The 23,611-nt window shown below is 42.1% G+C and carries 24 protein-coding genes; 14 read left to right on the forward strand and 10 right to left on the reverse strand.

What is annotated here, in order from left to right:
• Positions 1 to 13: 13 nt before the first annotated feature.
• Entirely contained in the window at positions 14 to 229 is a 216-nt protein-coding gene (locus tag F2B13_RS04930; protein ID WP_149276163.1) for a hypothetical protein, read from the reverse strand.
• 90 nt (positions 230 to 319) lie between these two features.
• On the opposite strand from F2B13_RS04930, the gene F2B13_RS04935 reads away from it, so the two are divergent.
• Complete coding sequence (locus F2B13_RS04935; protein ID WP_149303431.1) at positions 320 to 1,870, forward strand: NAD(P)/FAD-dependent oxidoreductase; 1,551 nt, start codon at positions 320 to 322, stop codon at positions 1,868 to 1,870.
• Between the two features lie 113 nt (positions 1,871 to 1,983).
• Positions 1,984 to 3,288 carry a DEAD/DEAH box helicase gene (locus tag F2B13_RS04940; RefSeq protein WP_149303433.1) on the forward strand — a complete coding sequence of 435 codons (1,305 nt, stop codon included), beginning with the start codon at positions 1,984 to 1,986 and terminating at the stop codon, positions 3,286 to 3,288.
• A 95-nt stretch (positions 3,289 to 3,383) separates the two neighbouring features.
• Here F2B13_RS04940 and F2B13_RS04945 read toward each other — a convergent pair whose 3' ends face one another.
• The 3 genes from F2B13_RS04945 to F2B13_RS04955 form a co-directional block, all read right to left on the reverse strand.
• Positions 3,384 to 4,178 (reverse strand): hypothetical protein, encoded by a 795-nt coding sequence (locus F2B13_RS04945; protein WP_149276166.1) that lies wholly within the window; start codon positions 4,176 to 4,178, stop codon positions 3,384 to 3,386.
• A gap of 211 nt (positions 4,179 to 4,389) precedes the next feature.
• Complete coding sequence (locus F2B13_RS04950) at positions 4,390 to 5,121, reverse strand: LytR/AlgR family response regulator transcription factor (protein WP_149276167.1); 732 nt, start codon at positions 5,119 to 5,121, stop codon at positions 4,390 to 4,392.
• A gap of 2 nt (positions 5,122 to 5,123) precedes the next feature.
• The gene (locus tag F2B13_RS04955; protein WP_149303435.1) at positions 5,124 to 7,085 is read right to left on the reverse strand and encodes a sensor histidine kinase; all 1,962 of its coding nucleotides are present in this window, start codon (positions 7,083 to 7,085) and stop codon (positions 5,124 to 5,126) included.
• Between the two features lie 188 nt (positions 7,086 to 7,273).
• Here F2B13_RS04955 and F2B13_RS04960 point away from each other — a divergent pair, with 188 nt between their 5' ends.
• The 6 genes from F2B13_RS04960 (at position 7,274) to F2B13_RS04980 (ending at position 12,059) form a co-directional block, all read left to right on the forward strand.
• A complete protein-coding gene (locus tag F2B13_RS04960) occupies positions 7,274 to 7,804 on the forward strand; it encodes an ester cyclase (protein WP_149276169.1) in 531 nt (176 codons plus the stop codon).
• A 250-nt stretch (positions 7,805 to 8,054) separates the two neighbouring features.
• Positions 8,055 to 8,852: a YybH family protein gene (locus F2B13_RS04965; protein WP_198439808.1), complete on the forward strand. Its 798-nt coding sequence runs from the start codon at positions 8,055 to 8,057 to the stop codon at positions 8,850 to 8,852.
• Positions 8,853 to 9,121: 269 nt separating this feature from the next.
• Positions 9,122 to 9,340, forward strand: a complete 219-nt coding sequence (locus tag F2B13_RS20365; protein WP_198440079.1) for a methyltransferase family protein — start codon at positions 9,122 to 9,124, stop codon at positions 9,338 to 9,340.
• Positions 9,341 to 9,366: 26 nt separating this feature from the next.
• On the forward strand, positions 9,367 to 10,158 hold the full coding sequence (locus tag F2B13_RS04970; protein ID WP_198440080.1) for a methyltransferase: 792 nt from the start codon (positions 9,367 to 9,369) through the stop codon (positions 10,156 to 10,158).
• A 23-nt stretch (positions 10,159 to 10,181) separates the two neighbouring features.
• The gene (locus F2B13_RS04975; protein WP_149276172.1) at positions 10,182 to 11,192 is read left to right on the forward strand and encodes a methyltransferase; all 1,011 of its coding nucleotides are present in this window, start codon (positions 10,182 to 10,184) and stop codon (positions 11,190 to 11,192) included.
• A gap of 105 nt (positions 11,193 to 11,297) precedes the next feature.
• Positions 11,298 to 12,059, forward strand: coding sequence for an alpha-amylase family protein (locus F2B13_RS04980; protein WP_149276173.1), 762 nt, complete (start codon positions 11,298 to 11,300; stop codon positions 12,057 to 12,059).
• Positions 12,060 to 12,270: 211 nt separating this feature from the next.
• Here F2B13_RS04980 and F2B13_RS04985 read toward each other — a convergent pair whose 3' ends face one another.
• The 3 genes from F2B13_RS04985 to F2B13_RS04995 all read right to left on the reverse strand — a co-directional run bounded on the left by F2B13_RS04985 (position 12,271) and on the right by F2B13_RS04995 (position 14,916).
• On the reverse strand, positions 12,271 to 13,287 hold the full coding sequence (locus F2B13_RS04985) for an AI-2E family transporter (protein WP_149276174.1): 1,017 nt from the start codon (positions 13,285 to 13,287) through the stop codon (positions 12,271 to 12,273).
• 253 nt (positions 13,288 to 13,540) lie between these two features.
• Positions 13,541 to 14,524 carry an NAD-dependent epimerase/dehydratase family protein gene (locus F2B13_RS04990; RefSeq protein ID WP_149303437.1) on the reverse strand — a complete coding sequence of 328 codons (984 nt, stop codon included), beginning with the start codon at positions 14,522 to 14,524 and terminating at the stop codon, positions 13,541 to 13,543.
• Between the two features lie 11 nt (positions 14,525 to 14,535).
• Entirely contained in the window at positions 14,536 to 14,916 is a 381-nt protein-coding gene (locus F2B13_RS04995; RefSeq protein ID WP_149276176.1) for a VOC family protein, read from the reverse strand.
• Positions 14,917 to 15,046: 130 nt separating this feature from the next.
• Between F2B13_RS04995 and F2B13_RS05000 the strand changes: the two genes are divergently transcribed.
• Positions 15,047 to 15,805, forward strand: coding sequence for an endonuclease/exonuclease/phosphatase family protein (locus tag F2B13_RS05000; RefSeq protein ID WP_149303439.1), 759 nt, complete (start codon positions 15,047 to 15,049; stop codon positions 15,803 to 15,805).
• 452 nt (positions 15,806 to 16,257) lie between these two features.
• Here the strand turns inward: F2B13_RS05000 and F2B13_RS05005 are convergent, their stop codons facing one another.
• Positions 16,258 to 17,088 (reverse strand): alpha/beta fold hydrolase, encoded by an 831-nt coding sequence (locus tag F2B13_RS05005; RefSeq protein ID WP_149303441.1) that lies wholly within the window; start codon positions 17,086 to 17,088, stop codon positions 16,258 to 16,260.
• A gap of 116 nt (positions 17,089 to 17,204) precedes the next feature.
• Here F2B13_RS05005 and F2B13_RS05010 point away from each other — a divergent pair, with 116 nt between their 5' ends.
• From F2B13_RS05010 to F2B13_RS05030, 5 genes are all read left to right on the forward strand, one after another.
• Entirely contained in the window at positions 17,205 to 17,858 is a 654-nt protein-coding gene (locus tag F2B13_RS05010; protein WP_149303443.1) for an FMN-binding negative transcriptional regulator, read from the forward strand.
• A 1-nt stretch (position 17,859) separates the two neighbouring features.
• The gene (locus F2B13_RS05015) at positions 17,860 to 18,813 is read left to right on the forward strand and encodes a sugar phosphate isomerase/epimerase family protein (RefSeq protein ID WP_149303445.1); all 954 of its coding nucleotides are present in this window, start codon (positions 17,860 to 17,862) and stop codon (positions 18,811 to 18,813) included.
• 61 nt (positions 18,814 to 18,874) lie between these two features.
• Complete coding sequence (locus F2B13_RS05020; protein ID WP_149303447.1) at positions 18,875 to 19,279, forward strand: VOC family protein; 405 nt, start codon at positions 18,875 to 18,877, stop codon at positions 19,277 to 19,279.
• Between the two features lie 77 nt (positions 19,280 to 19,356).
• Complete coding sequence (locus tag F2B13_RS05025; RefSeq protein ID WP_149303449.1) at positions 19,357 to 19,728, forward strand: TfoX/Sxy family protein; 372 nt, start codon at positions 19,357 to 19,359, stop codon at positions 19,726 to 19,728.
• Between the two features lie 161 nt (positions 19,729 to 19,889).
• The gene (locus F2B13_RS05030) at positions 19,890 to 20,312 is read left to right on the forward strand and encodes a DoxX family protein (protein ID WP_149303450.1); all 423 of its coding nucleotides are present in this window, start codon (positions 19,890 to 19,892) and stop codon (positions 20,310 to 20,312) included.
• Between the two features lie 111 nt (positions 20,313 to 20,423).
• On the opposite strand, the gene F2B13_RS05035 is transcribed toward F2B13_RS05030, so the two are convergent.
• Positions 20,424 to 21,230, reverse strand: a complete 807-nt coding sequence (locus F2B13_RS05035; RefSeq protein WP_149276184.1) for an FAD binding domain-containing protein — start codon at positions 21,228 to 21,230, stop codon at positions 20,424 to 20,426.
• Positions 21,231 to 21,248: 18 nt separating this feature from the next.
• Entirely contained in the window at positions 21,249 to 23,609 is a 2,361-nt protein-coding gene (locus tag F2B13_RS05040) for a xanthine dehydrogenase family protein molybdopterin-binding subunit (protein ID WP_149276185.1), read from the reverse strand.
• Between the last annotated feature and the right edge of the window lie 2 nt (positions 23,610 to 23,611).

Genomic DNA, 23,611 nt, shown 5'->3' on the forward strand with positions numbered 1-23,611 from the left:
TTTATATTGATCATTAGGCTAAGAATTTCAGTAAGTACGGTCTGTGAACCGATTGGAATTGGCGAACGGAACTATCCGTGGTACCACTTTGTCTAAAATTAACTATAATTCCCCTTAAATCTAAAAAAGGAGCAGCCCAAAATAGACTGGAAGCCACACTATAGGACTTTGGTTCGAGCACTTCGGCCAGAACGATTTCCGGTATAATTTTTTCTAGAACGAAAATCATTTTTGATTCCTTTAGATTTCAGATCATCGGAAATACTTAAAATACGTCACCTTCCACGACACCTACATTATTTTCCCTTAATTTTATCCCATGGTGAAAACCTTGCAACTGCGTTTACCCCTATCGGAAGTATCTCAAAAAGATATCCTTAAAAAACGAGTGGCCCAAAATCTTGGGCTTTCCGATAATGAATTTACCATTGATGTTCTAAAAAAATCGATAGATGCGAGGAAACCTAAAATTGTTTTTAATTATAAGCTCGCTGTTTACATCGGCGAACAACAACCGGAAAATAAAATATCTTTTGACTACAAGGATGTCTCAAAAGCCAAAACCGTACATATTGTAGGGTTCGGGCCGGCCGGAATGTGGGCGGCACTGCGTTGCCTAGAACTCGGCTTCAAGCCGGTCGTTTTTGAAAGGGGCAAAGACGTAAGGCGCAGAAGAAGAGATCTCAAGGCGATCAATCAAGATCATCAAGTAAATGAAGACTCGAATTACTGTTTTGGCGAGGGAGGTGCTGGCACCTATTCAGATGGCAAACTCTACACCCGAAGCCTCAAACGGGGAGATGTCAGACGTATTTTCGAAAGTTTGGTCTACCACGGGGCAACGGAGGAAATTTTAGTAGAAGCACACCCGCATATCGGAACCAATAAATTGCCCAAAATTGTAAAAAATATCCGGGAAACTATTATTGCACATGGGGGTGAGATTCATTTCGAAAGTCGAGTCACCGATTTTATGGTGAAGGACAACCGATTGAGAGCTTTAGTCGTAAACAATTCCACGGAATACCCTACGGACCGAGTAATTTTAGCCACCGGCCATTCTGCCCGCGATATCTTCTACCTGCTGCATAAGAAAGATATCGAACTATCGGCCAAATCCTTTGCGATGGGGGTACGGGTAGAACATCCGCAACAACTAATCGACTCGATACAATACCATTGTAAAACGGAACGACACGAATTGCTTCCTGCAGCCGCCTATAGTATGGTACACCAGGTCAAGGGAAGAGGCGTCTATTCTTTCTGCATGTGCCCAGGTGGCTTTATCGTGCCCGCCGCTACGGCTCCGGAAGAGGTGGTCGTAAATGGAATGTCACCTTCGAAAAGGAACAATAGGTTTGCTAATTCGGGCATCGTTGTCGAAATCAACGTAGATGAGGATCTTAAGAAATACGCACATTTCGGCCCACTGAAAGGCTTGGAGTACCAAAAAGACCTAGAACGCTTGGCCTATACTGCCGGAGGTCGAAGCCAAACTGCTCCCGGGCAGCGTTTGACCGATTTTGTCGAAGGCCGCACTTCACAAGATCTCAATGCGAGTTCGTATCAACCCGGCCTGCAATCGGCTCCGCTCCATTCCCTTCTTCCCAAGCTTATAGGAAGCCGTCTGCGGCAAGGATTAAAAGCCTTCGGGGAAAAAATGAACGGGTACTATACCGCTCAGGCAAATGTGGTGGGTGTAGAATCAAGAACATCGTCCCCGATCACCATTCCTAGAGACCAATACTTAGAGCATCCCAAAATCAAAGGCTTATTTCCCTGTGGCGAAGGTGGAGGATACGCCGGTGGTATCGTTTCGGCAGCCATGGACGGGGAACGATGTGCCGAAGCAGCGGTTGTAAAGCTTTAGATGAAACATACATCGATCTTTACAAGATAAAAGAACCCAACTGGTCATCGAGCTACCACAAAAGAGCTTTTTCCTAATTTAATTAGACGTATCTTCGCGCCTTATTTAAAATTATGACATTCAAAGAACTCGGCCTCGCCGAACCTCTCCTTCGGGCGTTAGAAACAGAAGGATACTCGCACCCCACCCCCATACAAGAACAAGCCATTCCGATTCTACTAAAAGGAAAAGATCTATTGGGCGTGGCCCAAACGGGAACGGGTAAGACCGCGGCTTTTGGCCTCCCTCTATTGCATCATCTCTATAATTCTAAAAACGGGGTATCTAGAAAACCGAAAATCAAAGCCTTAATCGTCACCCCGACCCGTGAACTGGCCATTCAAATCGGAGATAGTTTTACGGCTTATGGAAGATTTACCGGTCTTAAGAATACGGTAATCTTCGGAGGAGTAAAGCAAGGGCAACAAACCAGGATTTTGCGGCAAGGCATAGACATTCTTATTGCTACTCCTGGGCGTCTTTTAGACCTTTTTAACCAAGGATTCGTCTCTTTCCGCGATCTTGAATTTGTAGTTTTAGATGAAGCGGACCAGATGCTGGATATGGGTTTCATTCACGATATAAAAAAAATAATAGCAAAGCTTCCCCCAAAAAGACAATCGCTCTTTTTCTCGGCTACTATGCCCTCGAATATTGTGGAACTCTCTAAAAAACTATTGGGTGATTTCGAGAGAGTTTCTATTCGGCCACAGCAGGCTACGGCCGAAAAGGTGGAACAAGGGGTCTATTTTGTAAGCAAGAAAAATAAGCCAAAATTACTTGTACATCTCCTACAGGAAAATCCGACCGACTCCGTTTTGGTTTTTTCGCGAACCAAGCATGGTGCCAACAAAATAGTAAAAAAACTAGCACAAGCGGGCATAGGATCGGCCGCTATACATGGCAACAAGTCGCAAACGGCCCGTCAAAAAGCACTTGGACAATTTAAGGATGGAAAGCTCCGAATTTTGATAGCTACGGATATTGCCGCTAGGGGAATCGACATCGATGAGCTGGCTTTGGTCGTCAATTACGATTTACCCAACGTTTCGGAAACCTATGTGCACCGTATCGGCAGAACAGGCCGCGCCAATGCCAGCGGAACTGCCCTATCATTTTGCGACAAAGATGAGCGGCCCTATTTAAGGGATATCGAGAAATTGATCAAGCAAGAGGTACCAAGAATGCCGGAGCATCAATTTGTCGATGATGAGCAAGAGGAACCCGAAACTAGAGGCCCTGTACAAAAATCTAGGAATTCCAACCCGGCAAAAAATCGGAACCGTAGTGGCAACCGGTCTAAAAAATCAAGGTATCGAGGAGGGTCCAATTCAAATAGGAATAGTACTAATCGAAATAAGTCTAGGGGCAGGGATTGACAAAAGTTCAGCATCCGGAATCTTAATCAATACCTGAAAACCCCATAATCTTTAAACTATGGGGTTTTAATTGTCTTTAAGAATTTTAGTTGTCTTTAACGCGCCATTCTTATCAATTTCGCCATATACACATATTTCATGTCCCTCGCGGAAATACCTTCTTGCATCAGTTTTGTTACTGATGGGGTTGCCCCCTCGCTATAGTTTATGTTTTGATTTAAGGCCTGTCCATAATCCTTGAACATACTTACGGTCATGTGCGAGGCATAGGTGTCGCTTCCAATTGGATTTAAAAATCGAATCAATCCCCAACTTATCTTATCCCCGGCATCTACGGCTTTTTGATGTAAGGGCTGAAAGACTTCCATCTCGGCTTTCTCATACGTGGCATAATTCATAAGGTCTACTTTCATCATATCCACTTGTGCCACCGTACCAAGAACCATTTCAGCAGCTGACGAACCCGTGGTCGTTGCAATTTCTTGGGCAAATATACGTACGGCCAAATCCCTTGTTTTAGCAGAACCATTAAGTTTGGCCATAAGGTCGGTCTCGCTCATGGCAGGATAAGCGGCCTTCGCCCTATCCATAAGGTTGTTCCAACTACTGCCGTCCATCATTTTAACGGGGTCACTGTATATGGAAACCGTTAAGTATTGAAAATCCTGCATTTCACCACCAGGTTGGAGCGACCATAGGTCCCATCCGAGAATATCACCTGCTTTAACGCGTTGTTCTTGAATTTTTTCCCAGAATTCTTCCGTTTCCGAATATGCCGCTTCTTGCTCGTTATCGACTTTCATAAATTCAAAAGTAAGGTACAGCGTTTCTTGTGCGGTGACCAGATTACATAGGAGTATTCCGAATAGTAAGAGTACTACTTTTTTCATGTTTCCATTGGTTTATTGATTAGAGGAATCGGATTGGACTACGAACACCTTAATTCATCCATAGGCCAAATTCGTATTCCTAAGTATGGCTCCCCCGAACCATAATCAATACTACTGATGAAAAGTGAAAAAAAAAGGGAAATAAGGACAAATGAATGGTTTTACTGTCCATTTGAGCATTATTACTTACCGAAGTCATAATTGGTAACCCTTAAATTGTGTGAATACGAGCAAATAAATGCTCTTTATGGGACCTACTAATAGGAATGACTTTTCTATTGATCTCAATATGGGTATCGCTCACCACATCCAACTTTGAGATATTCACCATGTATGATCTATGGATTCGTAGGAATATAGCATTCGGTAATTTTTCCTCGAGCACCTTAAGAGTACTTGACAATAGGTATTTTTTTGTGGGTGTGACCACCGTAGCATAATTTCGATCGGCTTCGACATAGAGAATATCAGAAAGCAAAAGTTTCTCCATTTTGCCATTGTGTCTTATAAAAATACGATCGTTCAACACGTGCATATCTATAGGGACCTGAGGTTCTTTTTCTTCTTCCTTCAACTGTTCTACAACAAGAGCGACAGCGCGTTGTAAATTTAATTTGTTGAACGGTTTGGTAATGAATGCCATAGGATGTGTTGCCTTAGCTTTTTCAAAAGTTTTAGCATCATTGTTCGCGGTCAAATAAATAATTGGGATGTCAATGACTTTCTGAATAGAACGGGCGGTTTCTATACCGTTCAACGCCCCTTTAAGATTAATATCTAGCAACAAAATGTCAGGAGTATTATTGAGAACATGGTCAACAGCTTCTTCTCCCCTCGAAAGAATACCCGATATATCATACCCCGAGTTCTTTAGCTGTAACGCAAGGTTCGCTCCGATAATCATATCGTCTTCTACAATTAGAATGGTGGGCTGCTTTTTCATTTTTAGGCTGCTTTTTCAATCTGAAACTGAATGGAGACAGATGTTCCCTGAGAAGTTTTAAGATTCATTTTTCCATCCAATTGCTTGGTCAACAGTGCAATGAGCTGGGTACCAAAACCTGTTCCAGCCACTTCATCACCCGCTGTAAAACCCACTCCGTCATCAATAACCTTCAACTGAAATATATCTGCAATTTTATGTAGACCAACAGTGATTTTCCCCTCCCTATGGTCAGGAAAGGCGTATTTCAGCGAGTTTGTAACCAGTTCATTAACAATAAGGCCGATGGGTGTTGCCGCATCGACATCTAGCTCGAGTTCGGGCATATCGATTTCAATAGCCACTTTACCCACCATTCCAAAAGCATCTACCGTGTACTCCAATAAATTTTCGAAGTAATCTTTCATCTCAATGGAAGTCAAATGTTTGCCCGTATATAATTTTTGATGGATCATCGCCATACTCAACACCCGATGCTGGCTTTCCAGCATGGCATCCGACACCAATTTGTCTTTGATTTGAGCGGCATGTAGGGACAAAAGACTTGAAACCATTTCTAAATTGTTCTTTACCCGATGGTGTATTTCCATGATCAAGAACTCCTTATCGTTATTCTGCTTCTGCAACAGTCGATTCTTTCTTACATTGTTCGCGATGGCCTGATACGAAAGTAGAAGCAAGAGAAGCATTAAAATAGCGATAATAATGAAAAGGGTCTGCCTTGTCTTCTGTCTACTGATCAGAGATTCTTGATGTAAAATTTGACCTTCCTTATCGGCTAAATCCAGTTCTGTTCGCAATAAAGATGTACGCTGATCGGCCTCTGCAGTAAAAATTTGGGCTTTGAGCCTGTCATATTCGGCCATCGCCTTGTAAGCTTGTTGATAATCATGATTCCCTGCATATGCCCTTCCTAGGCCTTCATAGGCTTGGGCGAGGTAAAACCCATCACCGAAATCCTCAGTGGCAATATCAATGCTCTTACGCAGGTTCTTTATCGCTAGCGTGTAGTCACCCCGTTGAATATTCATTTTTCCAATGGAGAGCCATGAGCGCATTAACAGAAAGTCATTGGATAACATTTTTGCATACTTGACAGCATTTACCCCCGCTTCTTCGGCCTCTTGATATGTATTCAGGTAAACGTAAAGATCTAATAGGGATATATAGATGTCGCTCAAATTGTTATAGAAACCATACCGCTCCCCAATGATCAAAGCATGTTCGTAATACTGTTTCGCCTTTTCATATTCCTTTAAAGAAAGATAATTGTTGCCGGCCACATACAGTGTAAAGTCATAGTCAAGATCTGTAATTCCTATCTCTTCAAATATTTCAAGGGACTTCAGGGCATATTCCAACCCAGTCTCTGCTTTGGACTGTTTCCAAAAAAGGTTGCTCAAATCGCTATAGGCCAAGGCAATGGCTTTTCTATCGCGTAACTCCTTGCCAAGTCGTAATGAAATCTCGGCGTAGTCAGTTGCTTTATCCAATCGGCCTCTACGCTCATAGACATACCCCAATTGAGTATTTAGAAAGGCCAAGTCGCGCTTTGCAACTTTAGCTCGGGCCTCATTTAAAACCACTTCGGCACTGTCTAATTTTTCCATTCTCAACAAGACTGCGCCTTGGGTAACCATGAACCGTCCCTCCCAAATTACATGGTGTTGTTCAATGCTCTGACCCAATCCTTCTTTAACGAATTTCATCGCTGTACCCAAATTGCGCGTATGCCAATAATAGGCGAGATCATGTAGTACTGACAACCGAATGGTATCAGACTTGATTTTAGGATACGCTTTTTCCAATATTTTCAAATAGGATGGCCCAAAATTATCGGTGTCGACAAAAACTTTTTTGTAGGGATTTTCGCTTTCTAAATCGATAATCTGAGCAAAACTGGTTCCCCAATTCAGGGTAGAAAGGAATGCAAGGCAAGCTACTTTGTAAAAGAAACTCAGCATTTTAATTTGGTTGGTTTGGAGGGCACTACCTTTAAATGTACGATATAATTCCCAGATTTGGTTAGAAAAAGAATTTAATCGATTCGGACAGTAAAAAGGGGCATTCATCCGTATTCGGCAAACAATTCATTCACATTGCACTTTATTTGAATATATGTTCAAGTTCGCTTTTACATAAAGTATGCAAAATGAAGGTAGCAGCCCTTAGGTTATTTTTTCTAGCCGTCCTTTTCGTCGCCTGTGATGCCAGAAAAGGAGATAGAAGCCATAGGGTAACCGAAAATTTGACCGATAGTGTAATTAAGGTAAGTCTCCACATGTATGTAGATTCTTGTTGGAACAAGGGAGATACCACTTTTTTGAGTCAAGTGGCCACCTATCAATTCGAAAGGAAGCTGAACGGCATTTTGGTTACAAAAACGAAAAAAGAGATGCAAGCACATATGGAACAGTATTTCAATGCTTTTCCTGATTTGCACTTGAAAATGAAAAAATTTCACATTTTGGATAACACCGCTTTTATTGATTGGACTTGCACAGGGACCCACACGGGTAAATTAGGAGAGACAGCTGCCACTGGAAAAAAGGTGAAAATACATGGCTTCTCCCAACTCTTTTTTAATGAGGACGGAAATATGTTCGGTGAAGAAGTGGTATTCAACGAGCTCGATCTATTACAGCAACTTGGCTATACGATGAAGCTCCCTAACTTAAAATGAGGACGCATATCATTGACAAACCAATGTTCATAAACCAACCATTATGAAATCGGCAAAATCGCTATTTTTTATCGTATGGGCATCGACAATACCTTATGATGCACAAGGGTTTCTTGTCAAATTTAAATCTATATGAAGTCATTGAAGGAACGATGTGGCCCGATATGGCCCCATCCTCATATTACGTCTTTAATAGCCTTTATATTTTTTGAAAGGAATTTTTTTCACGACCTAATTTAAACCCATGAAAATGACAAAACTCATTAAAAACCTAATTTTTAGAACCTCTTTCGTCTTGATGCCCATGGTGATCGGATGCACTTCCATTGGTGAAGATGCAACCGATATGGCTACTATCAGAACCAAAATCGAAGAGAAAGAAAAAGCTTTTGCGGAGGCCATCTCAAATCAAGATGTAGAGGCAGTCCTGACATTCTATGCCGATGATGCAGTCAGTATGAGCAATGGCCAACCGGCGGATATTGGAAGAGAGGCCATTAGAAAAGATCTTGTCCAGAGTTTTAACAATCGGCAAAAGGGTTCAGTAACCAATTTTGAGGTGCTAGATGTATTTGGAAACGCAAGTCAAGTTACTGAAATTGGCAAAACCACCGTCAAAGATGCGTCGGGCAAGGTCATCTATACAGGTAAATACATGGCTGTTTGGGAAGAACGTAACGGTGAGTATATCTGCATACGTGATATATCAAACGGAGATATGCCCCGACCTCCAGCGTCAACAAAAAGCATTCACCTCTTCGATATGCCAAAGGGTCTTACTGAAGCACAATGGTCTGATAGTATTAAGGAGTTGAATACGATTATTGCCGATATGGGATATCCTGGTGCTGGTTATGCCTTCTACAAGACTTCGGACAGTACTATAAAGACAAACCGCTATTACTTTGAAGGTGTATGGCCATCGGGTGATGCTTATAAAAAAATACATGAAAATCCGCTTTTCACAGAGGCAAGTGAAAAAGGGGATTCCTTATATGCTAAAATCAAAGCGGTTGAGATTTACAGAAGAATGGAGAAAGTGGATTAAAGGAAAAATTCTTGAAAAAATTTTACAAGAAATATCATAAAACAGGTAGATGAGTTTCGGGGGAGACTCAAATTGACAAGATGGAAGCGAACGAACCAGCTGATGTAAGACTGTCATTAAGTCTACCTGTTTTTTATGTATTCGAGAAATCAAAGGTTCTTTATGGAATATACTCAGTATAGTGTGTATTGGCCGTAGTCTAAAACCTTTAAAAGAAATCGGCTAAAGAATGATGTTTCTAAACGGCAATATCATTATAAACTATAATTATGGTAGAAAGCACAAAAAAGCAACTCGATCCTTCAAAAATAATGCAGACAGGAACGGCTTTCTGGGCATCTAAACTACTGCTCACGGCTACCAACATGGAGCTTTTTACCATTTTGGCAAAAAAAGAATTATCCGGAACAGAAATTCAATCAAGGCTTGGCTTGCATCCAAGAAGTATATATGACTTTTTAGATGCCCTAGTCGCTTTAGGATTTTAAAAAGAACAGGACTAAAAGAGTCTAGTATGTATAGGAATGCTGAAGATTCAGATCTATTTCTTGACAAGAACAAGCCGAGTTATATGGGCGGTATGCTAGAAATGTGCAACAATAGGCTCTATCCTTTTTGGACCGATTTAGAAGAGGGCCTTAAAACGGGATTACCTCAAAATGAATCCAAAACAGGTGAAAAAACGCTCTTTGAAGCAATCTACACCAACGAGGATAAAATTCGGGAATTTGTCAATGCCATGGCTGGCGTTTCCATGGGTAATTTTATGGTCTTTGCAAAGCAATTTGATTTTTCCAACTATAAGACGCTATGCGATATCGGGGGCTCGGGCGGACATTTATCTGCCCAAGTAGTATTAAACAATAAACACATGCAGTGTATTTCATTCGATTTACCTCCCGTAAGCCCTGTAGCCCAAGAAAACGTCGCTAAGATGGCCCTGGATGACAAAATTCGAATTGAGTCGGGCGATTTTTTTACCGATGACTTTCCTAAAGCGGATATCATCACCATGGGTATGATTTTACACGATTGGGGCACTACCCATAAGAAAATGTTGATTAAAAAAGCCTATGAAGCGCTACCTAAAGGAGGGGCTTTTGTGGTTATCGAGAACATAATTGATGACAATCGAAGTGAGAATGCCTTTGGGCTATTAATGTCATTGAATATGCTTATCGAAACCACTGAGGGATATGATTTTACATTGGCTGATTTTGATGAATGGGCCAAAGAAGCAGGGTTTGTTTCGACAAGCCTTATGGCCTTGACCGGGCCCTCAAGTGCTGCAATAGCCATAAAATAATTAAAAATGTATAACGTAAATTAATGGAAAACGACCTACCACCCCAAATAGCTATGACCCAAATGATTTTAGGGTATGTACCGGTCAAAGCGATTCATGCAGCTGCAAAGCTTAATATCGCCGAACTTTTGGCGACCCATGGCCCCATGAATTCAATCCAATTGGCCGAGAAAACCGATACGCATCCAGAAGCGGTCTATCGACTACTACGGGCACTCGCCAGTAACGGTATTTTCAGGGAAGGCGAAAACGGAAAATTTGAATTGACCCCTTTGGCCGAATGTCTGAAGGAAGACAGCCCAAATAGCACGAAGGCCATGGCGCTCTCTGCAGGCAATTTGTTCTACAGGGCCTTTACGGAGCTCATGTACGCAGTGCGGCATGGAGGCGGTGGTTGGGTTGAGGCACTTGGCGCCCCGCCTTTTGAATACTTGCGGGATCATCCCGAAGAAGGCAAGATATTCGATCGCATGATGACCGATATCCACGGTGGGGAAACCGCTCCTATGGTCGATAACTACGATTTTTCTGTTTTCAATACGGTAGTCGATATCGGAGGCGGAAACGGGGAGGTGATTTCCGCCATATTAAATGAAAATTCAAGGACCAAGGGCATATTGTTCGATTTGCCCGAAGTAATCGACAGATCAAAGGAAAACATAAAAGCTGGGGGATTGCTTGATCGTTGCCAACTTTTGACGGGGGATTTCTTTAAGACAGTACCAAAAGGTGGTGATGCATACATACTAAGGCATATTGTTCATGATTGGAACGATGAGGATGCCATTTCCATTCTTACTAATTGTAGAAAAGCAATGGTGCCCCATGGCAAAGTCTTGGTCGTAGAGGCCGTTATTCCCAAAGGAAACGATCCGCACCCTTTTAAATGGCTCGACCTCACCATGCTTATGATCGGCGGCAAAGAACGAACTAAAGAGCAGTTTGAACATATTTTTTCACGGGCCGGTCTGAAATTGGTCCGAATTATTCCTGCGACACCAGCCGTCAGTATCGTTGAAGGCGTAGCGGTCTAAAAGTATTTATCGACAGTAAAAATGAATCGTAAGGTTTCGGATATAAAGAAATCTATATCATGACAGTATTATACCTGGGTAATTAACCAATTAAATGTAAATACAATGAAAAAATTTATGAGCACCCTAATGCTATGGCCGTTATTGGCCATGGCACAAACCAATGAAAGCCCAATTATCGAAAATGTAATGCTGACCGTGAATTCAGAAAAAATCGTTGCATTTGAAGCCGGTATTGCGGCGCACAACAAAAAGTTTCACGCAGATGGCCCGTATGGAGCAAGAGTGTACAGTGTGCTGAATGGTAAAAATGCCGGTAAATATATGCTGATTATGGGGCCCCTAACTTGGAGCGCTATTGATGGAAGACCTGCCAGCAAAGAGCATACGGACGATAATAACAAGAACATCAACCAGTATCTAGAGTCCGAGGTTGAAGTAAACTATATGAAGATGCACCCCGATTTATCAAATTTCTCAAAAGACTTTGAAATTAACAAGGTTTCGGTATTTATGATTGATGTAAAACGTTTCAAAGAGCAAGAGTTTATAGAGAAGGTCTTAAAAAAAGTAGTAAAGATGTATAAGGAAAAAATGCCAGGTCAGATTTATGGCGTCTACTCCAATGAAATGACCAATATGGATGGATTGGATTTTGCCTGGGTCGATTTTTTCAACAGTTCCTCTTGGTTGGGCAAGGAAGACAAATTTGTACAAAATTTCGAGGAAGTACACGGAGCTGGAAGTTTTCAACAATTCATGGCCGATGTAGAAGCTACTACCGATGGCGAAAGAACCGAAATTTGGACCCTTAGAAAAGATCTCAGCGGACCAAGTGCTCAAGTAATGGCAGCAACTCGGCAGTAATTATTTGAATTAGCTATTAAAATAACCTGACCGAACACGCAAGACCTGAACAAGTTCAGGTCTTGTTATTTTACCTAAACATATATCTTTAAAAACCCCTGAAGACGCTCCAAGATTATAAGACAAGCGCCTCTATTTCCACGTATTTATTGTGGGTAAAAGCCGCTCAAAAAAGAATTGAAAAAGTCTCTGAATCTACAACTTATTGTGTTCAGAGCTCGGGGGGATCACTATACTCTTTCTTATAAATACGAACTACGATCAGAAACAAGCTTATCAACAGCGGACCAAAAATAAGCCCTATAAATCCGAAGAGCGGCACGCCTACGATTACTCCGATGAGGGTGATGAGCGGATGCACATTATCCAATCGTTGTAGCAAATACAACCGGATGAGATTATCGGTGGAGCCCACTACCACAATACCGTAAATTAAAATGCCCCAGGCTTGAAAATCATTGCCATTCGAAAGAGTGAGTATGAATACGGGGAGAATGCCCACAAAAGTACCTACGAAAGGGATCATAGAACCCACCGCAACAATAACGAACCAAAATAAAGGATTTTGAATACCAAAGATCAAAAATCCAATAAGTGCTACTACTCCTTGGGCTACTGCAACCAGAGGTATGCCCAGTGCATTCGACTTTACCATTGCGTTAACCTCCTTACCAATAATATCAAGGTTTTCCTTACTTATAGGGATGAATTCGAATAGTGTAGATCGCAATTCATTTCTATTGGTTAACATATAGAAGAGCAGAAAATACATTATACCTATGGCCACCAATATATTAAAAGTACCCCCTGCGAAACTGGAAAGGTTATTGGCCAACCAGCTCGAGGCACCCGAAGGGTCTATTTTAGAGGTAAGATCATAATCGACCCATTTTTCCAAGATGAACATTTGATTTTTTATGGCCTCTACTACACTCTGTGATTTATCGACCGCGCTCCCCACTTTATTCCCCAACATTAAAATCAATCCACCGACCGGTAATAAAATACCGATAAAGGAAACTACCATAATCAAGGTTGCCGCAAGATTGGTATTCCAGCCCTTTGCCACCAACTTGGCCATCCATTTTCTGAAAATAACATAGATGGTGATCGCTCCTAAAATTCCGGAGAGGTATGGTACTAGTTCCAAAAAAATCAGTCCTCCAATAAGAAGAATCAATAAAAGAGTAAATAGTTGACTAATAATTTTAGGGTCGATAGAGCGCATTCCGTCTTAAGGTTAAGGAAGTTGGACTTTCTTTCGACGAAAAGGTAGTTGCAATTCGAATACGAAGCAATAGCGTCGACCATTATTTTTTAATCAAATAGCGCCTTTCGTTACCCCAATCCGATAGAAACAGTATTTACGTGCACATCACACTCAACACATGGCTCTATCCTAGAATAAAAATGCATCAGTTAATAAATTCGAAGCTTGTGAACCCTAGATTTGAGCTAGGCTTCGTGAGGGACTTACACTTTTATTGGGATCGATATACTGAGAGTATATTTTCTATTTTTTCTTCTGTCTGCTGATCGATGTTGATAAACTCAGGGTTATCATGTAACCAAGACAAGGTTCTTTTAATCCCTTCCGCAAATGGTATGGTTGCTTTATATCCAGATACAAAAGTTTTAATTTTGGTATTGTCGAACAATACGCTCTCTGCCTTATCGGCCAAAAGCGTACCCGTAAAAGACGGTTCTACGCTACAGATGAAATCAGAGGCAATGTGCACTATTTTTGCCTCTTTTTCCAAAGCATCGGCCAAAATCTTATAGATCATATTCCAGCTTAACACTTCATCCGAGGTAATGTGAAAAGCATGGCCAATGGCTTGTCTCAATCCCAAAAGACCGACAAAACCTTTCGCAAAATCATCGGAGTGGGTGACGGTCCATAGTGAAGTACCGTCACCATGTACAATGATTTCTTTTCCCGTTAAGATACGATTCGCGGTATTGTATTTATCGAATCCGCCAATAGCTATAGGTATTACAGTGTCATAAGTCAATGATGGTCGTACGATGGTAATAGGAAACTCTTCTTTGCGATACGCCTTTTGTAGCCTATGTTCGCATCGTATTTTGTTTTGTGAATAATCCCATAGGTTGTTGACCAAAGGCGTAGATTCAGTGATTACAGGATAGGTCAACGGCGTTTGATAGCACGATGCCGAGCTTATGAAAATGTATTGCTTGGTCTTTCCCCTAAACAACTGAATATCACGCTCGATGTCTTCGGGCATAAACGCTATCCAATTCACCACCACATCCCATTCATGTTCCTTTAGTTCACCTAAGGCATCCGGTTGGCCAATGTCTCCGATAATACTTTTGGCCCCAACGATCCTTGTATTTGAGTTTCCCCTGTTTAACAGGTATAGATCTATTCCCTTTGCAAGGGCTAAACGGCTAGAAGCCGTACTGATATTACCAGTTCCCCCAATAAATAGTACTTTCATAAAATGATGTTTCAGATATCCCTATAAAAAGTAAGCCCATTTTTAAAAGGGTCATAAAAACCGAACTCCTTGGTACCCCATGCTGTTTCACGAAGCAAAGTATGAGCATGAAATACGCCCATTTCTGAATATTCTTCATATAATGCTTCAATGTGCTCGGTAACGATTCGAAGCATTGGCCGATCGATTTCAATTTCCCATTCCTCGGCAGGGTGCCATTGCAAATGTATTTCAACATCATCTCTTAAAATACCTGCGTACTTAGGTTTTTTTGAATCATCGGCGAAAGCAATCTTAAAGTGCAATCGGTTTACATAAAAGTCCAATGCATCGACTACATCCCAGACAGGAAGCACGGGATGAATCTGATGTAAATATCCTTTTGTTTGCATAACCTAAATGTAATGGTAAATGCCTAAATTGTCAATTCGTATTAAATCTATTCTCATGTTTTTTAAAAATTCGCTTATCGCATGCCTACTTTTTACCCTAACTATAGGTCATGGTCAAAATATTAAGGTAATGACCTACAACATCAAGTATGATAATACTAATGACACCATAAACAATTGGAACTACAGAAAGGCTGCGATGGTCGATTTGGTCGATTACTATGGCCCCGATGTTGTTGGAATGCAAGAAGTACTCCATAATCAACTGACCTATTTAAACGATAACCTAAAAAACTATCAATATGTTGGTGTCGGCCGTGACGACGGAAAACAAAAAGGAGAATACTCTCCTATTTTCTACAATACCAAGAAGCTGAAGCTTTTACAATCGAATACGTTTTGGCTGTCCCCGACCCCAGATAAAGTTTCAGTCGGTTGGGATGCTGCCCTAGAACGTATTTGTACCTATGGACTGTTCGAGGAAATCAAATCAAAAAAGAGGTTTTGGGTCTTTAATACCCATTTCGACCATATTGGAGAAAAGGCCCGTGAAAATTCCGTTCGTTTGATCGTAAAAAAAATAACGGAAACTAATTTACAGAACCTACCGGCAGTTTTAATGGGCGATTTAAATCTAAGACCTGATACTGAACCTATTCAATATTTGAGAAACGAAATGGTAGACGGTAAAGAGAGTTCGAATAAATTGTTTTACGGGCCCTCGGGTACATTCAATGGCTTTGATCAGAATAGAATAATCGACCAGCGCATTGATTATATTTTCGTGAATGACTTTGAGGTTGATGCGTACATACATATTGACGATCGATTGGAAAACAATAAGCATATTTCCGATCATCTTCCTGTACTTGCCACCCTATCCCATTAACTTATAATACACGTTATCTTCTACATTCAAGGCTAAACAATTGGATTTTTGTGTAATGCCCTCGTGGATTCCCTATCTCTCCAACTCGGCCAAAGGTATCTCGACCGCCGGAATGAATCAAAGATGTAACTCTGGGTGAAGAGCCTGTCCTCAAAAAACGGGCTGTTTCAGTATAGGGTACCTCCATGAAAAAACTATCGTTCATCGTAGCTTCAAAAAACTTTTCTACTTTTTAAATATCTGTGAATCCCGATCAAATTCCTGATCGGCGGGATTCGTAGTCAAATCCGTTTTTTTGAAATTGTTCACCTGAAAATAAGAACATGGCAAGCCCTAGATGCTACCATTTTATTGTATGAAATGATGATCGCATCTAGGGCTTGAGATAAGTCTTGCCGTTTTTGTTGAATAAAAAACGGTGAATCCCTTTTTGGTTTTTAAATAGGGGGTCGCTATTTTTTCAAAAAAGAAATCAGAATTTCATTGAGCTTATCTGTATGCGTCACATTGAGTCCATGTGGCGCCCCTTTTATTACTTCGTAGGTACTATTTGCAATACCTTTTGCTGCCTGTTCCCCAGAAGTTGCGATAGGTACGGTCTCATCGGAATCACCGTGAACTATCAATGTCGGAACCGATACATTCTTAAGCTCATTCCTAAAATCGGTATGCATCCAAGCCAAGGCCGTCTGTATGGTAGCCCTTGGCGATGCATGGGATGCTATAATAAAGTCGTACTCCAATTGTGCTTCGCTTACCTTGTCTTTGTTATCGTCGTAGTTGTAGAAACCTTTGTGAAAATTCTTCAAGAACCCCACACGATCTTTTTGGAGGGCATTTTTAATTTCATTCAATGCGTCTTCTGGAACCCCATCCGGATTGTCATCCTTTTTTTTCACCAAAGGAATAATAGAACTGATGAGTGCGGCTTTTGCTACATTTTCTCCTTTGTAATCGGTAAAATAGCGAACGACCTCACCACCGCCCATAGAGAATCCAACAATTATCGCATCTTTTAGTTGCAATTCATCGATAATGGCCTTTAGATCTGTAGTAAGTGCGGAGTAATCATAGTTGCCCCAGGGCGCAGATGATATACCGAATCCTCTACGGTCGTAAGAAATACAACGAAAGCCCTCTTCGACAATTTTCCAAACTTGCTGTTCCCATGATTTTCTGCTTAGTGGCCAACCGTGTATCAAGATTACAGGTTGCCCTTCTCCATAGTCTTCATAAAAAATGTCTACAGGTTCTTTTCCTTTCTTGTTTGTTATAAATGGCATATCTTTAATTTTAATGTTTGTTACAAACTAACCTATAGGTAGTAGAAGCCTTGACTCTATTCCATTTAAAATTGGTTTAAACAAGGGGTGTTGGTTTCTCTCTACAGCAGAAGATTATGTACATACCTGAATATCAACGAAACGAAAACTTATCAGAGGTCAAAACCTTTATTCGTCAGAACAGTTTTGGAGTTTTGGTGAGTCAAATAGCCGGCAAACCGTGGGCCACACACCTACCCATGGAACTGGATGTACAGGCGGAAGGAAAAGACATACTCGTCGGTCATATGTCCAAATCAAACCAGCAATGGAGAGACTTCGCCAAAAACGAGGAGGTACTCTGCATCTTCAACGGCGCCCACGCCTATATTTCTTCTTCTTGGTACCAAAAAGAAGAGGTTCCCACATGGAATTATGTGGCCGTTCATGTGTATGGAAAAATTCGAATTTTGTCTCAATACGAAGTGATGGCTTCGCTACATCGATTGGTCGATAAATATGAGGCTGAAAGTGAAAACCCCGTTTCCTTGAAAAACATGTCAAATCATACTTTAAAGCAAGTTCATGGGGTCGTAGGGTTTCAAGTCGAAATATCGGATTTTCAAGCCAAGTACAAGCTTTCTCAAAATCGGGAGCACGACCACCCTAAAATTATAGAGGCCCTTGAAAAGAGACCAGACGAAGCTAGTAGGGCTATCGCTGAATTGATGAAAGAAAGAAGTGATATTAAAGGGGCTGCGAGCCCTAAAACTTCTTCTAAAAAAGATTGAAATGTCCGACCGCAGAAGATTCATTAAACAAGCTACTTTAGGAGCCACCGCGCTCTCGGTAGCTTCAACCTCAGCTTTTTACGAAATGTCCAAAACCAGCCTATCCTTACCGAGCAACTTAAAGATTTCATTGGCACAATGGTCGTTTCACAGAGCTTTGGAAAAAGGTGAAATGAATGCTTCCGATTTTGCCCATATCGCCAAGCAAAATTTTGGAGTACATGCAGTAGAGTACGTCAACCAATTCTATACGGAAAAGGCCAATAATGAAAAATACTGGGCCGAAATGAAAAAAAGGGCCGACGATGAAGAAGTTACAAGTCTTCTCATTATGGTCGACGAGGAAGGAGATCTAGGGAGCCCTGACCCTCTAGAGCGGATTAAATCGGTAGAAAATCATTACAAATGGATCCATGCGGCCAAAATTCTGGGTTGTCATTCCATCCGCGTCAATGCTTTTGGGGAAGGCGATAGGGCGTCTCTTAAGACATCCTTGATCGATGGACTGGGTAGGTTGGCATCCTACGGGGCCAAGGAAAACATCAATATCCTTATCGAAAACCATGGCCTTCATACCTCTGATGCCAAGTTCGTGGTTTCCATTATAGAGCAAGTGGGCAACCCCTATTTGGGTACGCTTCCAGATTTTGGAAACTGGTGCCTCGCCACCAAATGGGGCAGCACGCAAAACAATACGTGTAGCCAAGTATACGACCGGTATCAAGGAGTATCGGAATTTCTTCCTTTTGCCAAAGGTGTAAGTGCAAAGTCTTACGACTTTGACCTAAATGGTAATGAGACCATTATCAATTACCATAAAATGCTGAAAATTGTAAAAGATTCGGGATTTAACGGATATATCGGTATAGAGTACGAGGGAGAAGCTATTTCGGAACCTGAGGGAATATGGGCCACCAAAAAACTTATCGAAAAGGTCTGGAACGAAATCGGGTAATGCATTCCGTTTACATATTTACCTAATGCTCCGGTTCGGGGCCTTTGCAAATTTCTAAAAAATGGCTTCATTCGAAATAAGTAATCTCGATCATGTAGCGATACGGGTAGCTGATATTGAAACTTCGGTCGATTGGTATACCCAAGTACTTGGTTTAAAAAAATATAAGCTGGAAAAATGGGGTGATTATCCTATATTTATGTTCGCCGGAAAAACAGGTATCGCCTTGTTTCCGGCAAATGTGGAGGATCCGGAGGTTCCCGACACCAAAAATGTTAAGATTGACCATTTCGCCTTTTATGTTACGCGTGATAATTTTGAGAAGGCTAAAATAAAATACAATGAATTAGGGCTAATTTATACCCTTAGCGACCATCATTATTTTCATTCGATGTACACAAAAGACCCTGATGGACATACCGTAGAACTTACGACCTTAGTGGTACCTCCTGATCAGTTCTTTTAACGGGTGTGATGATTTTTTTGAGGGCTTTTATAACCTACGAAAATGAACAGACCACACCTATTTTAAACATTCAATGTATGGCATATGATGAATTTTTAGCGGATAGGGCACGACAAATACTCAGAAGTGAACATATCGCTTTTGAAGAAAAGAAAATGATGGGGGGACTCTGCTTTATGGTCAATGAAAAAATGTGTTTTGGTCTTGATATAGACAAAAACAACAATTCTTCTAGATTGATGTGCCGAGTAGGCGGGGACAATTACGAAAAATTACTTGCTCAACCACATTGTAAGCCTATGGACTTAACCGGAAGGGCCATGAGAGGGTATGTATTCGTTTCTTCTGAAGGTTTGGATACCGATGAACAATTGGCATTCTGGATTCGACAATGCCTTCTTTTTAACCCGGAAGCGACCCGTAGCAGAAAGAAGCCTAAAAAGAACTGAATCGTTTTCTTAGCCATGCGACAGTTTAAAAATAATCCTACCCCTTTCGAAGAGTTCCCTTGATTTTTAGATCCAAGGTTTTAACTTTTTTATATTGCTAAAAATGAGTAACTTATAACAACAATCGTCACTGCATACCGCAGTTCAATAAATAAGGAATCATGGGAACCATTAAATCTTTGAATAAATGGGCCAATGCCCATACGTATTATCCCCTAGACCTACTACGTGTCGGACTTGGGGTTTTTCTTTTTGTGAAAGGCATTGATATCATGTCGAATCATCAACAAATGATAGAGGTTATTCGGCCTTTTGAAGATATACCTGGGGGGATGGGCATTCTGCACTATGTAGCCCCTGCACACTTTGTGGGTGGTTTTTTAATCGTAATAGGCTTACTCACACGATGGGCCGTTTTGGCCCAATTGCCCATTTTGATCGGAGCCATTTTGGTCAATTTCATCGGTACAATGAATACGACCAATTTGATTCTAGCACTCTGCGTTTTGCTAGTTTGTGTTTTCTTTTTGTTGTATGGCTCAGGGAAGCACTCGGCTGACTATTATCTAAAAATGCAAAAGTGAGTTCGACATCTTGTGCCCCGCGCATCACGGCCGACAAAAAAGGGAAATATATCAGGCAATATTACCCCTGAACATTATTTCCCTTCAAATTTTATTTCTCACTCTGCAAGGCTAAGCTTCCAAGGCCCGTTTGACCATTACTTTAGCCAAATGAGTTCGATATTCGGCGTCGGCAAAATGATCTTCCATAACTTCGACACCGTCTACCGCATGTTCGGCCGCATCGGAATCATTGTTGTTTTTATAGGCTTTTTCTACTGCGGTAGCCCGATAGGGAGTGTCCGCGACTCCTGTTACCCCTACTTTGACCCCGCTACCGTCATGAACAACGGCTACGCCTACCACAGCAAATCTTGAGGCCGACTGATAGAACTTTTGATAGTTCCCATGGGCCACTTTGGGAAAGCGCACTGCTGTTATCAATTCGTCATCTTCAAGGGCTGTGGTAAAAATGCCTACGAAGAAATCTTTTGCATCGATCGTACGTTTACCCTTCTTTCCTTCTACTTCTATTTTTGCCTCACAGGCCAGAACAACCGCAGGATAATCTGCCGAGGGGTCTGCATGGGCCAAACTACCACCGATGGTACCTCGATTTCGTACCTGAACGTCACCGACCGTTTCGGCAGCTTGCTTTAGAATATTGACGTTCTTGTAAATCACTTCAGAATTCACAATTTGAGTGTGGGTACAATTGGCACCTATAATCACTTCGCTACCGGTTTCTTCAATAGTATTCAAACCGGAAATTCCGCTGATATCGATTAGTATTTCAGGACGGTTCAACCTTAATTTCATCGCAGGAATCAAACTATGGCCTCCCGAAAGAATTTTTGCATCGAAGCCATGCTCGTCCAAAAGATTTACCGCCTCATTTACCGAAGATGCTTTTATGTAATCAAATTTTGCTGGTATCATGCTCTTTGTGTTTCGTTGTTAATTTTGCATCGCTCTCCAAACTGTCTGGGGTTTGAGCGGCATTTGTATATCCGTTACCCCCAAATGGGCCAAAGCATCCACTACTGCGTTAACTACGGCAGGGGTAGACCCTATAGCTCCTGCCTCGCCTGCACCTTTAACTCCTAAGGGGTTGTGAGGACAAGGGGTAGTAGTTCTGTCCGTTTCTATCATGGGTAAATCATCTGCCCGAGGCATGGCATAATCCATATATGACCCCGTAATCATTTGTCCGCCCTCATCGTATACCACTTCTTCTAAAAGGGCCTGCCCCACTCCTTGGGCGACACCACCTTGTATTTGACCGTCTACAATCATCGGGTTCATGACATTACCGACATCGTCTACGGCGATGAACCGCTGAAGTTCAACAGCCCCAGTATCGGCATCTACCTCTACCACCGCAATGTGCGTACCGAAAGGATAGGTAAAATTGCTAGGGTCATAAAAGCTAGAGAAGTCAAGTCCTGGCTCCAAACCTTCAGGATAATCATGGGGCACGTAAGCTGTCAACGAAACATCACCAAAAGAAATCGACTTATCCGTACCTTTGACCGTCCATTTTCCGTCCAAATATTCGAGATCTTCTTCTGCGGCCTCCAATTTATGGGCTGCTATTTTGGCTCCTTTTTCCAATATCTTGTCGATACTCTTTATAATCGCACTTCCGCCCACGGCAAGACTTCTTGAACCATAGGTTCCCATACCAAAAGCGACTTGCTCGGTATCGCCATGTTCGATTTCGACATCATCCATCGGTATACCCAACTTATCTGCCACGAACTGGGCAAAAACGGTTTCATGGCCCTGACCATGGGAATGGGCACCTGTGAAAACCGATACTTTACCGGTAGGCTGTACGCGTACCTGACCCACCTCATACAATCCGGCCCTTGCTCCTAAAGCTCCGACTACGGCCGAAGGTGCTATACCGCATCCCTCGATATAGGTGGAGATTCCCACTCCTAAAAGTTTTCCCTTCTTGCGAGCCTTTTCTTGCTCTTTTCTAAAATCTTCATATCCGAGCATTTCCAATCCCCGTTTAAGTGCTTTTTCATAATTGCCGCTATCATATTGCAGGGCCACTTGGGTCTGGTACCCTTCTTCTTCTACGCCGTCAAATGGAGGGATGAAGTTCTTAAATCTTATTTCCGCAGGATCCATGCCCATTTCCTGAGCCCCTTTGGATATGATCCGCTCTAACAAATAGGTAGCTTCAGGCCTACCTGCGCCTCGATAAGCATCAACGGGAACGGTGTGCGTAAAAGGCGCCGTAACGTTCAAATGAATCAGTGGGGTTGTATACACCCCTTGAAAGAGGGTACCGTGCAAATAAGTAGGCACAGCAGGAGCGAAAGTAGAGAGATAAGCCCCCATACCGCAATACTCGTCGGTCAGATGAGCAACGATTTTTCCATCTTTATCAAAACCCATTTTCGATTTTACGACATGGTCGCGACCATGCGCATCTGTTAAGAACGCCTCACTTCTATCGGAGGTCCATTTTATAGGGCGACCTATTTCTTTTGACGCCCATGTCAAAAGTGCTTCTTCCGTATAATGATATATCTTACTGCCAAAGCCTCCCCCAACGTCACGAGATACGACGCGCACTTTGTGTTCTGGTATTCCCAAGGCGAAGGCACAGAGTAACAATCGAATCAGATGAGGGTTTTGGGTGCTGGTGTAGAGTGTCCATTTATCCCCATTTACATCGTAATCGGCAATATAACTTCGGGGCTCCATGGCATTTGGCGCCAATCTTTGATTGCGATATTCCATTTCGGTTACGTGATGTGCCTTCTCTAAAGCCGCCTCTACCTCTGCCCTATCATTTCCGATACACCAGTCGAAAGCGGCATTGTTTTCCCATTCATCGTGAACTAGCGGTGCGCCCTCCTCCATAGCTTTTTTGGGATCGGTCACCGAAGGAAGTTCTTCATAATCTACCTCGACCAATTCAACGGCATCGCGCGCCTGCTCGAGGGTTTCGGCTATGACAATCGCCACCGCTTCCCCGAGGTGCTTTATTTTATCTTTGGCCAATAAAGGATGCTTCGGCTCCCTCATCGTCTCTCCATTTTTGAAATCTACCTGCCAACCGCAAGGCACCCCAAACTCACCACATCCGTCCTTAGCGGTAAATACGGCGACCACCCCATCTGCCTTTTCGGCTTCCTCCGTCTTGACGGAAAGAATTTTGGCGTGGGCGTAGGGACTCCGTACAAACGCCGCATGGGCCATCTTCGGAAGTTTAATGTCATCGGTGTATTTCCCGGCTCCCTTTAGAAATCTTGCATCTTCACGTCTTTTGACTGATTTTCCTATAAAATTTCCCATAG

It is taken from the genome of Pareuzebyella sediminis (genome assembly GCF_008367235.1).
In the GTDB taxonomy this organism is placed as follows: Bacteria; Bacteroidota; Bacteroidia; order Flavobacteriales; family Flavobacteriaceae; genus Pareuzebyella; species Pareuzebyella sediminis.

What these genes read in the sequence shown, in the direction of transcription:
- F2B13_RS04940 (WP_149303433.1), top strand. Translation starts at nt 1,984, where the DNA reads ATGACATTCAAAGAACTCGGCCTCGCCGAACCTCTCCTTCGGGCGTTA.
- F2B13_RS05035 (WP_149276184.1), bottom strand. Translation starts at nt 21,230, where the DNA reads ATGATACCAGCAAAATTTGATTACATAAAAGCATCTTCGGTAAATGAG.
- F2B13_RS04970 (WP_198440080.1), top strand. Translation starts at nt 9,367, where the DNA reads ATGTATAGGAATGCTGAAGATTCAGATCTATTTCTTGACAAGAACAAG.
- F2B13_RS05025 (WP_149303449.1), top strand. Translation starts at nt 19,357, where the DNA reads ATGGCATATGATGAATTTTTAGCGGATAGGGCACGACAAATACTCAGA.
- F2B13_RS05040 (WP_149276185.1), bottom strand. Translation starts at nt 23,609, where the DNA reads ATGGGAAATTTTATAGGAAAATCAGTCAAAAGACGTGAAGATGCAAGA.
- F2B13_RS04960 (WP_149276169.1), top strand. Translation starts at nt 7,274, where the DNA reads ATGAAGGTAGCAGCCCTTAGGTTATTTTTTCTAGCCGTCCTTTTCGTC.
- F2B13_RS04930 (WP_149276163.1), bottom strand. Translation starts at nt 229, where the DNA reads ATGATTTTCGTTCTAGAAAAAATTATACCGGAAATCGTTCTGGCCGAA.
- F2B13_RS05015 (WP_149303445.1), top strand. Translation starts at nt 17,860, where the DNA reads ATGTCCGACCGCAGAAGATTCATTAAACAAGCTACTTTAGGAGCCACC.
- F2B13_RS05020 (WP_149303447.1), top strand. Translation starts at nt 18,875, where the DNA reads ATGGCTTCATTCGAAATAAGTAATCTCGATCATGTAGCGATACGGGTA.
- F2B13_RS04935 (WP_149303431.1), top strand. Translation starts at nt 320, where the DNA reads ATGGTGAAAACCTTGCAACTGCGTTTACCCCTATCGGAAGTATCTCAA.
- F2B13_RS05010 (WP_149303443.1), top strand. Translation starts at nt 17,205, where the DNA reads ATGTACATACCTGAATATCAACGAAACGAAAACTTATCAGAGGTCAAA.
- F2B13_RS05000 (WP_149303439.1), top strand. Translation starts at nt 15,047, where the DNA reads ATGACCTACAACATCAAGTATGATAATACTAATGACACCATAAACAAT.
- F2B13_RS05005 (WP_149303441.1), bottom strand. Translation starts at nt 17,088, where the DNA reads ATGCCATTTATAACAAACAAGAAAGGAAAAGAACCTGTAGACATTTTT.
- F2B13_RS04995 (WP_149276176.1), bottom strand. Translation starts at nt 14,916, where the DNA reads ATGCAAACAAAAGGATATTTACATCAGATTCATCCCGTGCTTCCTGTC.
- F2B13_RS04990 (WP_149303437.1), bottom strand. Translation starts at nt 14,524, where the DNA reads ATGAAAGTACTATTTATTGGGGGAACTGGTAATATCAGTACGGCTTCT.
- F2B13_RS04965 (WP_198439808.1), top strand. Translation starts at nt 8,055, where the DNA reads ATGACAAAACTCATTAAAAACCTAATTTTTAGAACCTCTTTCGTCTTG.
- F2B13_RS04950 (WP_149276167.1), bottom strand. Translation starts at nt 5,121, where the DNA reads ATGAAAAAGCAGCCCACCATTCTAATTGTAGAAGACGATATGATTATC.
- F2B13_RS05030 (WP_149303450.1), top strand. Translation starts at nt 19,890, where the DNA reads ATGGGAACCATTAAATCTTTGAATAAATGGGCCAATGCCCATACGTAT.
- F2B13_RS04955 (WP_149303435.1), bottom strand. Translation starts at nt 7,085, where the DNA reads ATGCTGAGTTTCTTTTACAAAGTAGCTTGCCTTGCATTCCTTTCTACC.
- F2B13_RS20365 (WP_198440079.1), top strand. Translation starts at nt 9,122, where the DNA reads ATGGTAGAAAGCACAAAAAAGCAACTCGATCCTTCAAAAATAATGCAG.
- F2B13_RS04975 (WP_149276172.1), top strand. Translation starts at nt 10,182, where the DNA reads ATGGAAAACGACCTACCACCCCAAATAGCTATGACCCAAATGATTTTA.
- F2B13_RS04945 (WP_149276166.1), bottom strand. Translation starts at nt 4,178, where the DNA reads ATGAAAAAAGTAGTACTCTTACTATTCGGAATACTCCTATGTAATCTG.
- F2B13_RS04980 (WP_149276173.1), top strand. Translation starts at nt 11,298, where the DNA reads ATGAAAAAATTTATGAGCACCCTAATGCTATGGCCGTTATTGGCCATG.
- F2B13_RS04985 (WP_149276174.1), bottom strand. Translation starts at nt 13,287, where the DNA reads ATGCGCTCTATCGACCCTAAAATTATTAGTCAACTATTTACTCTTTTA.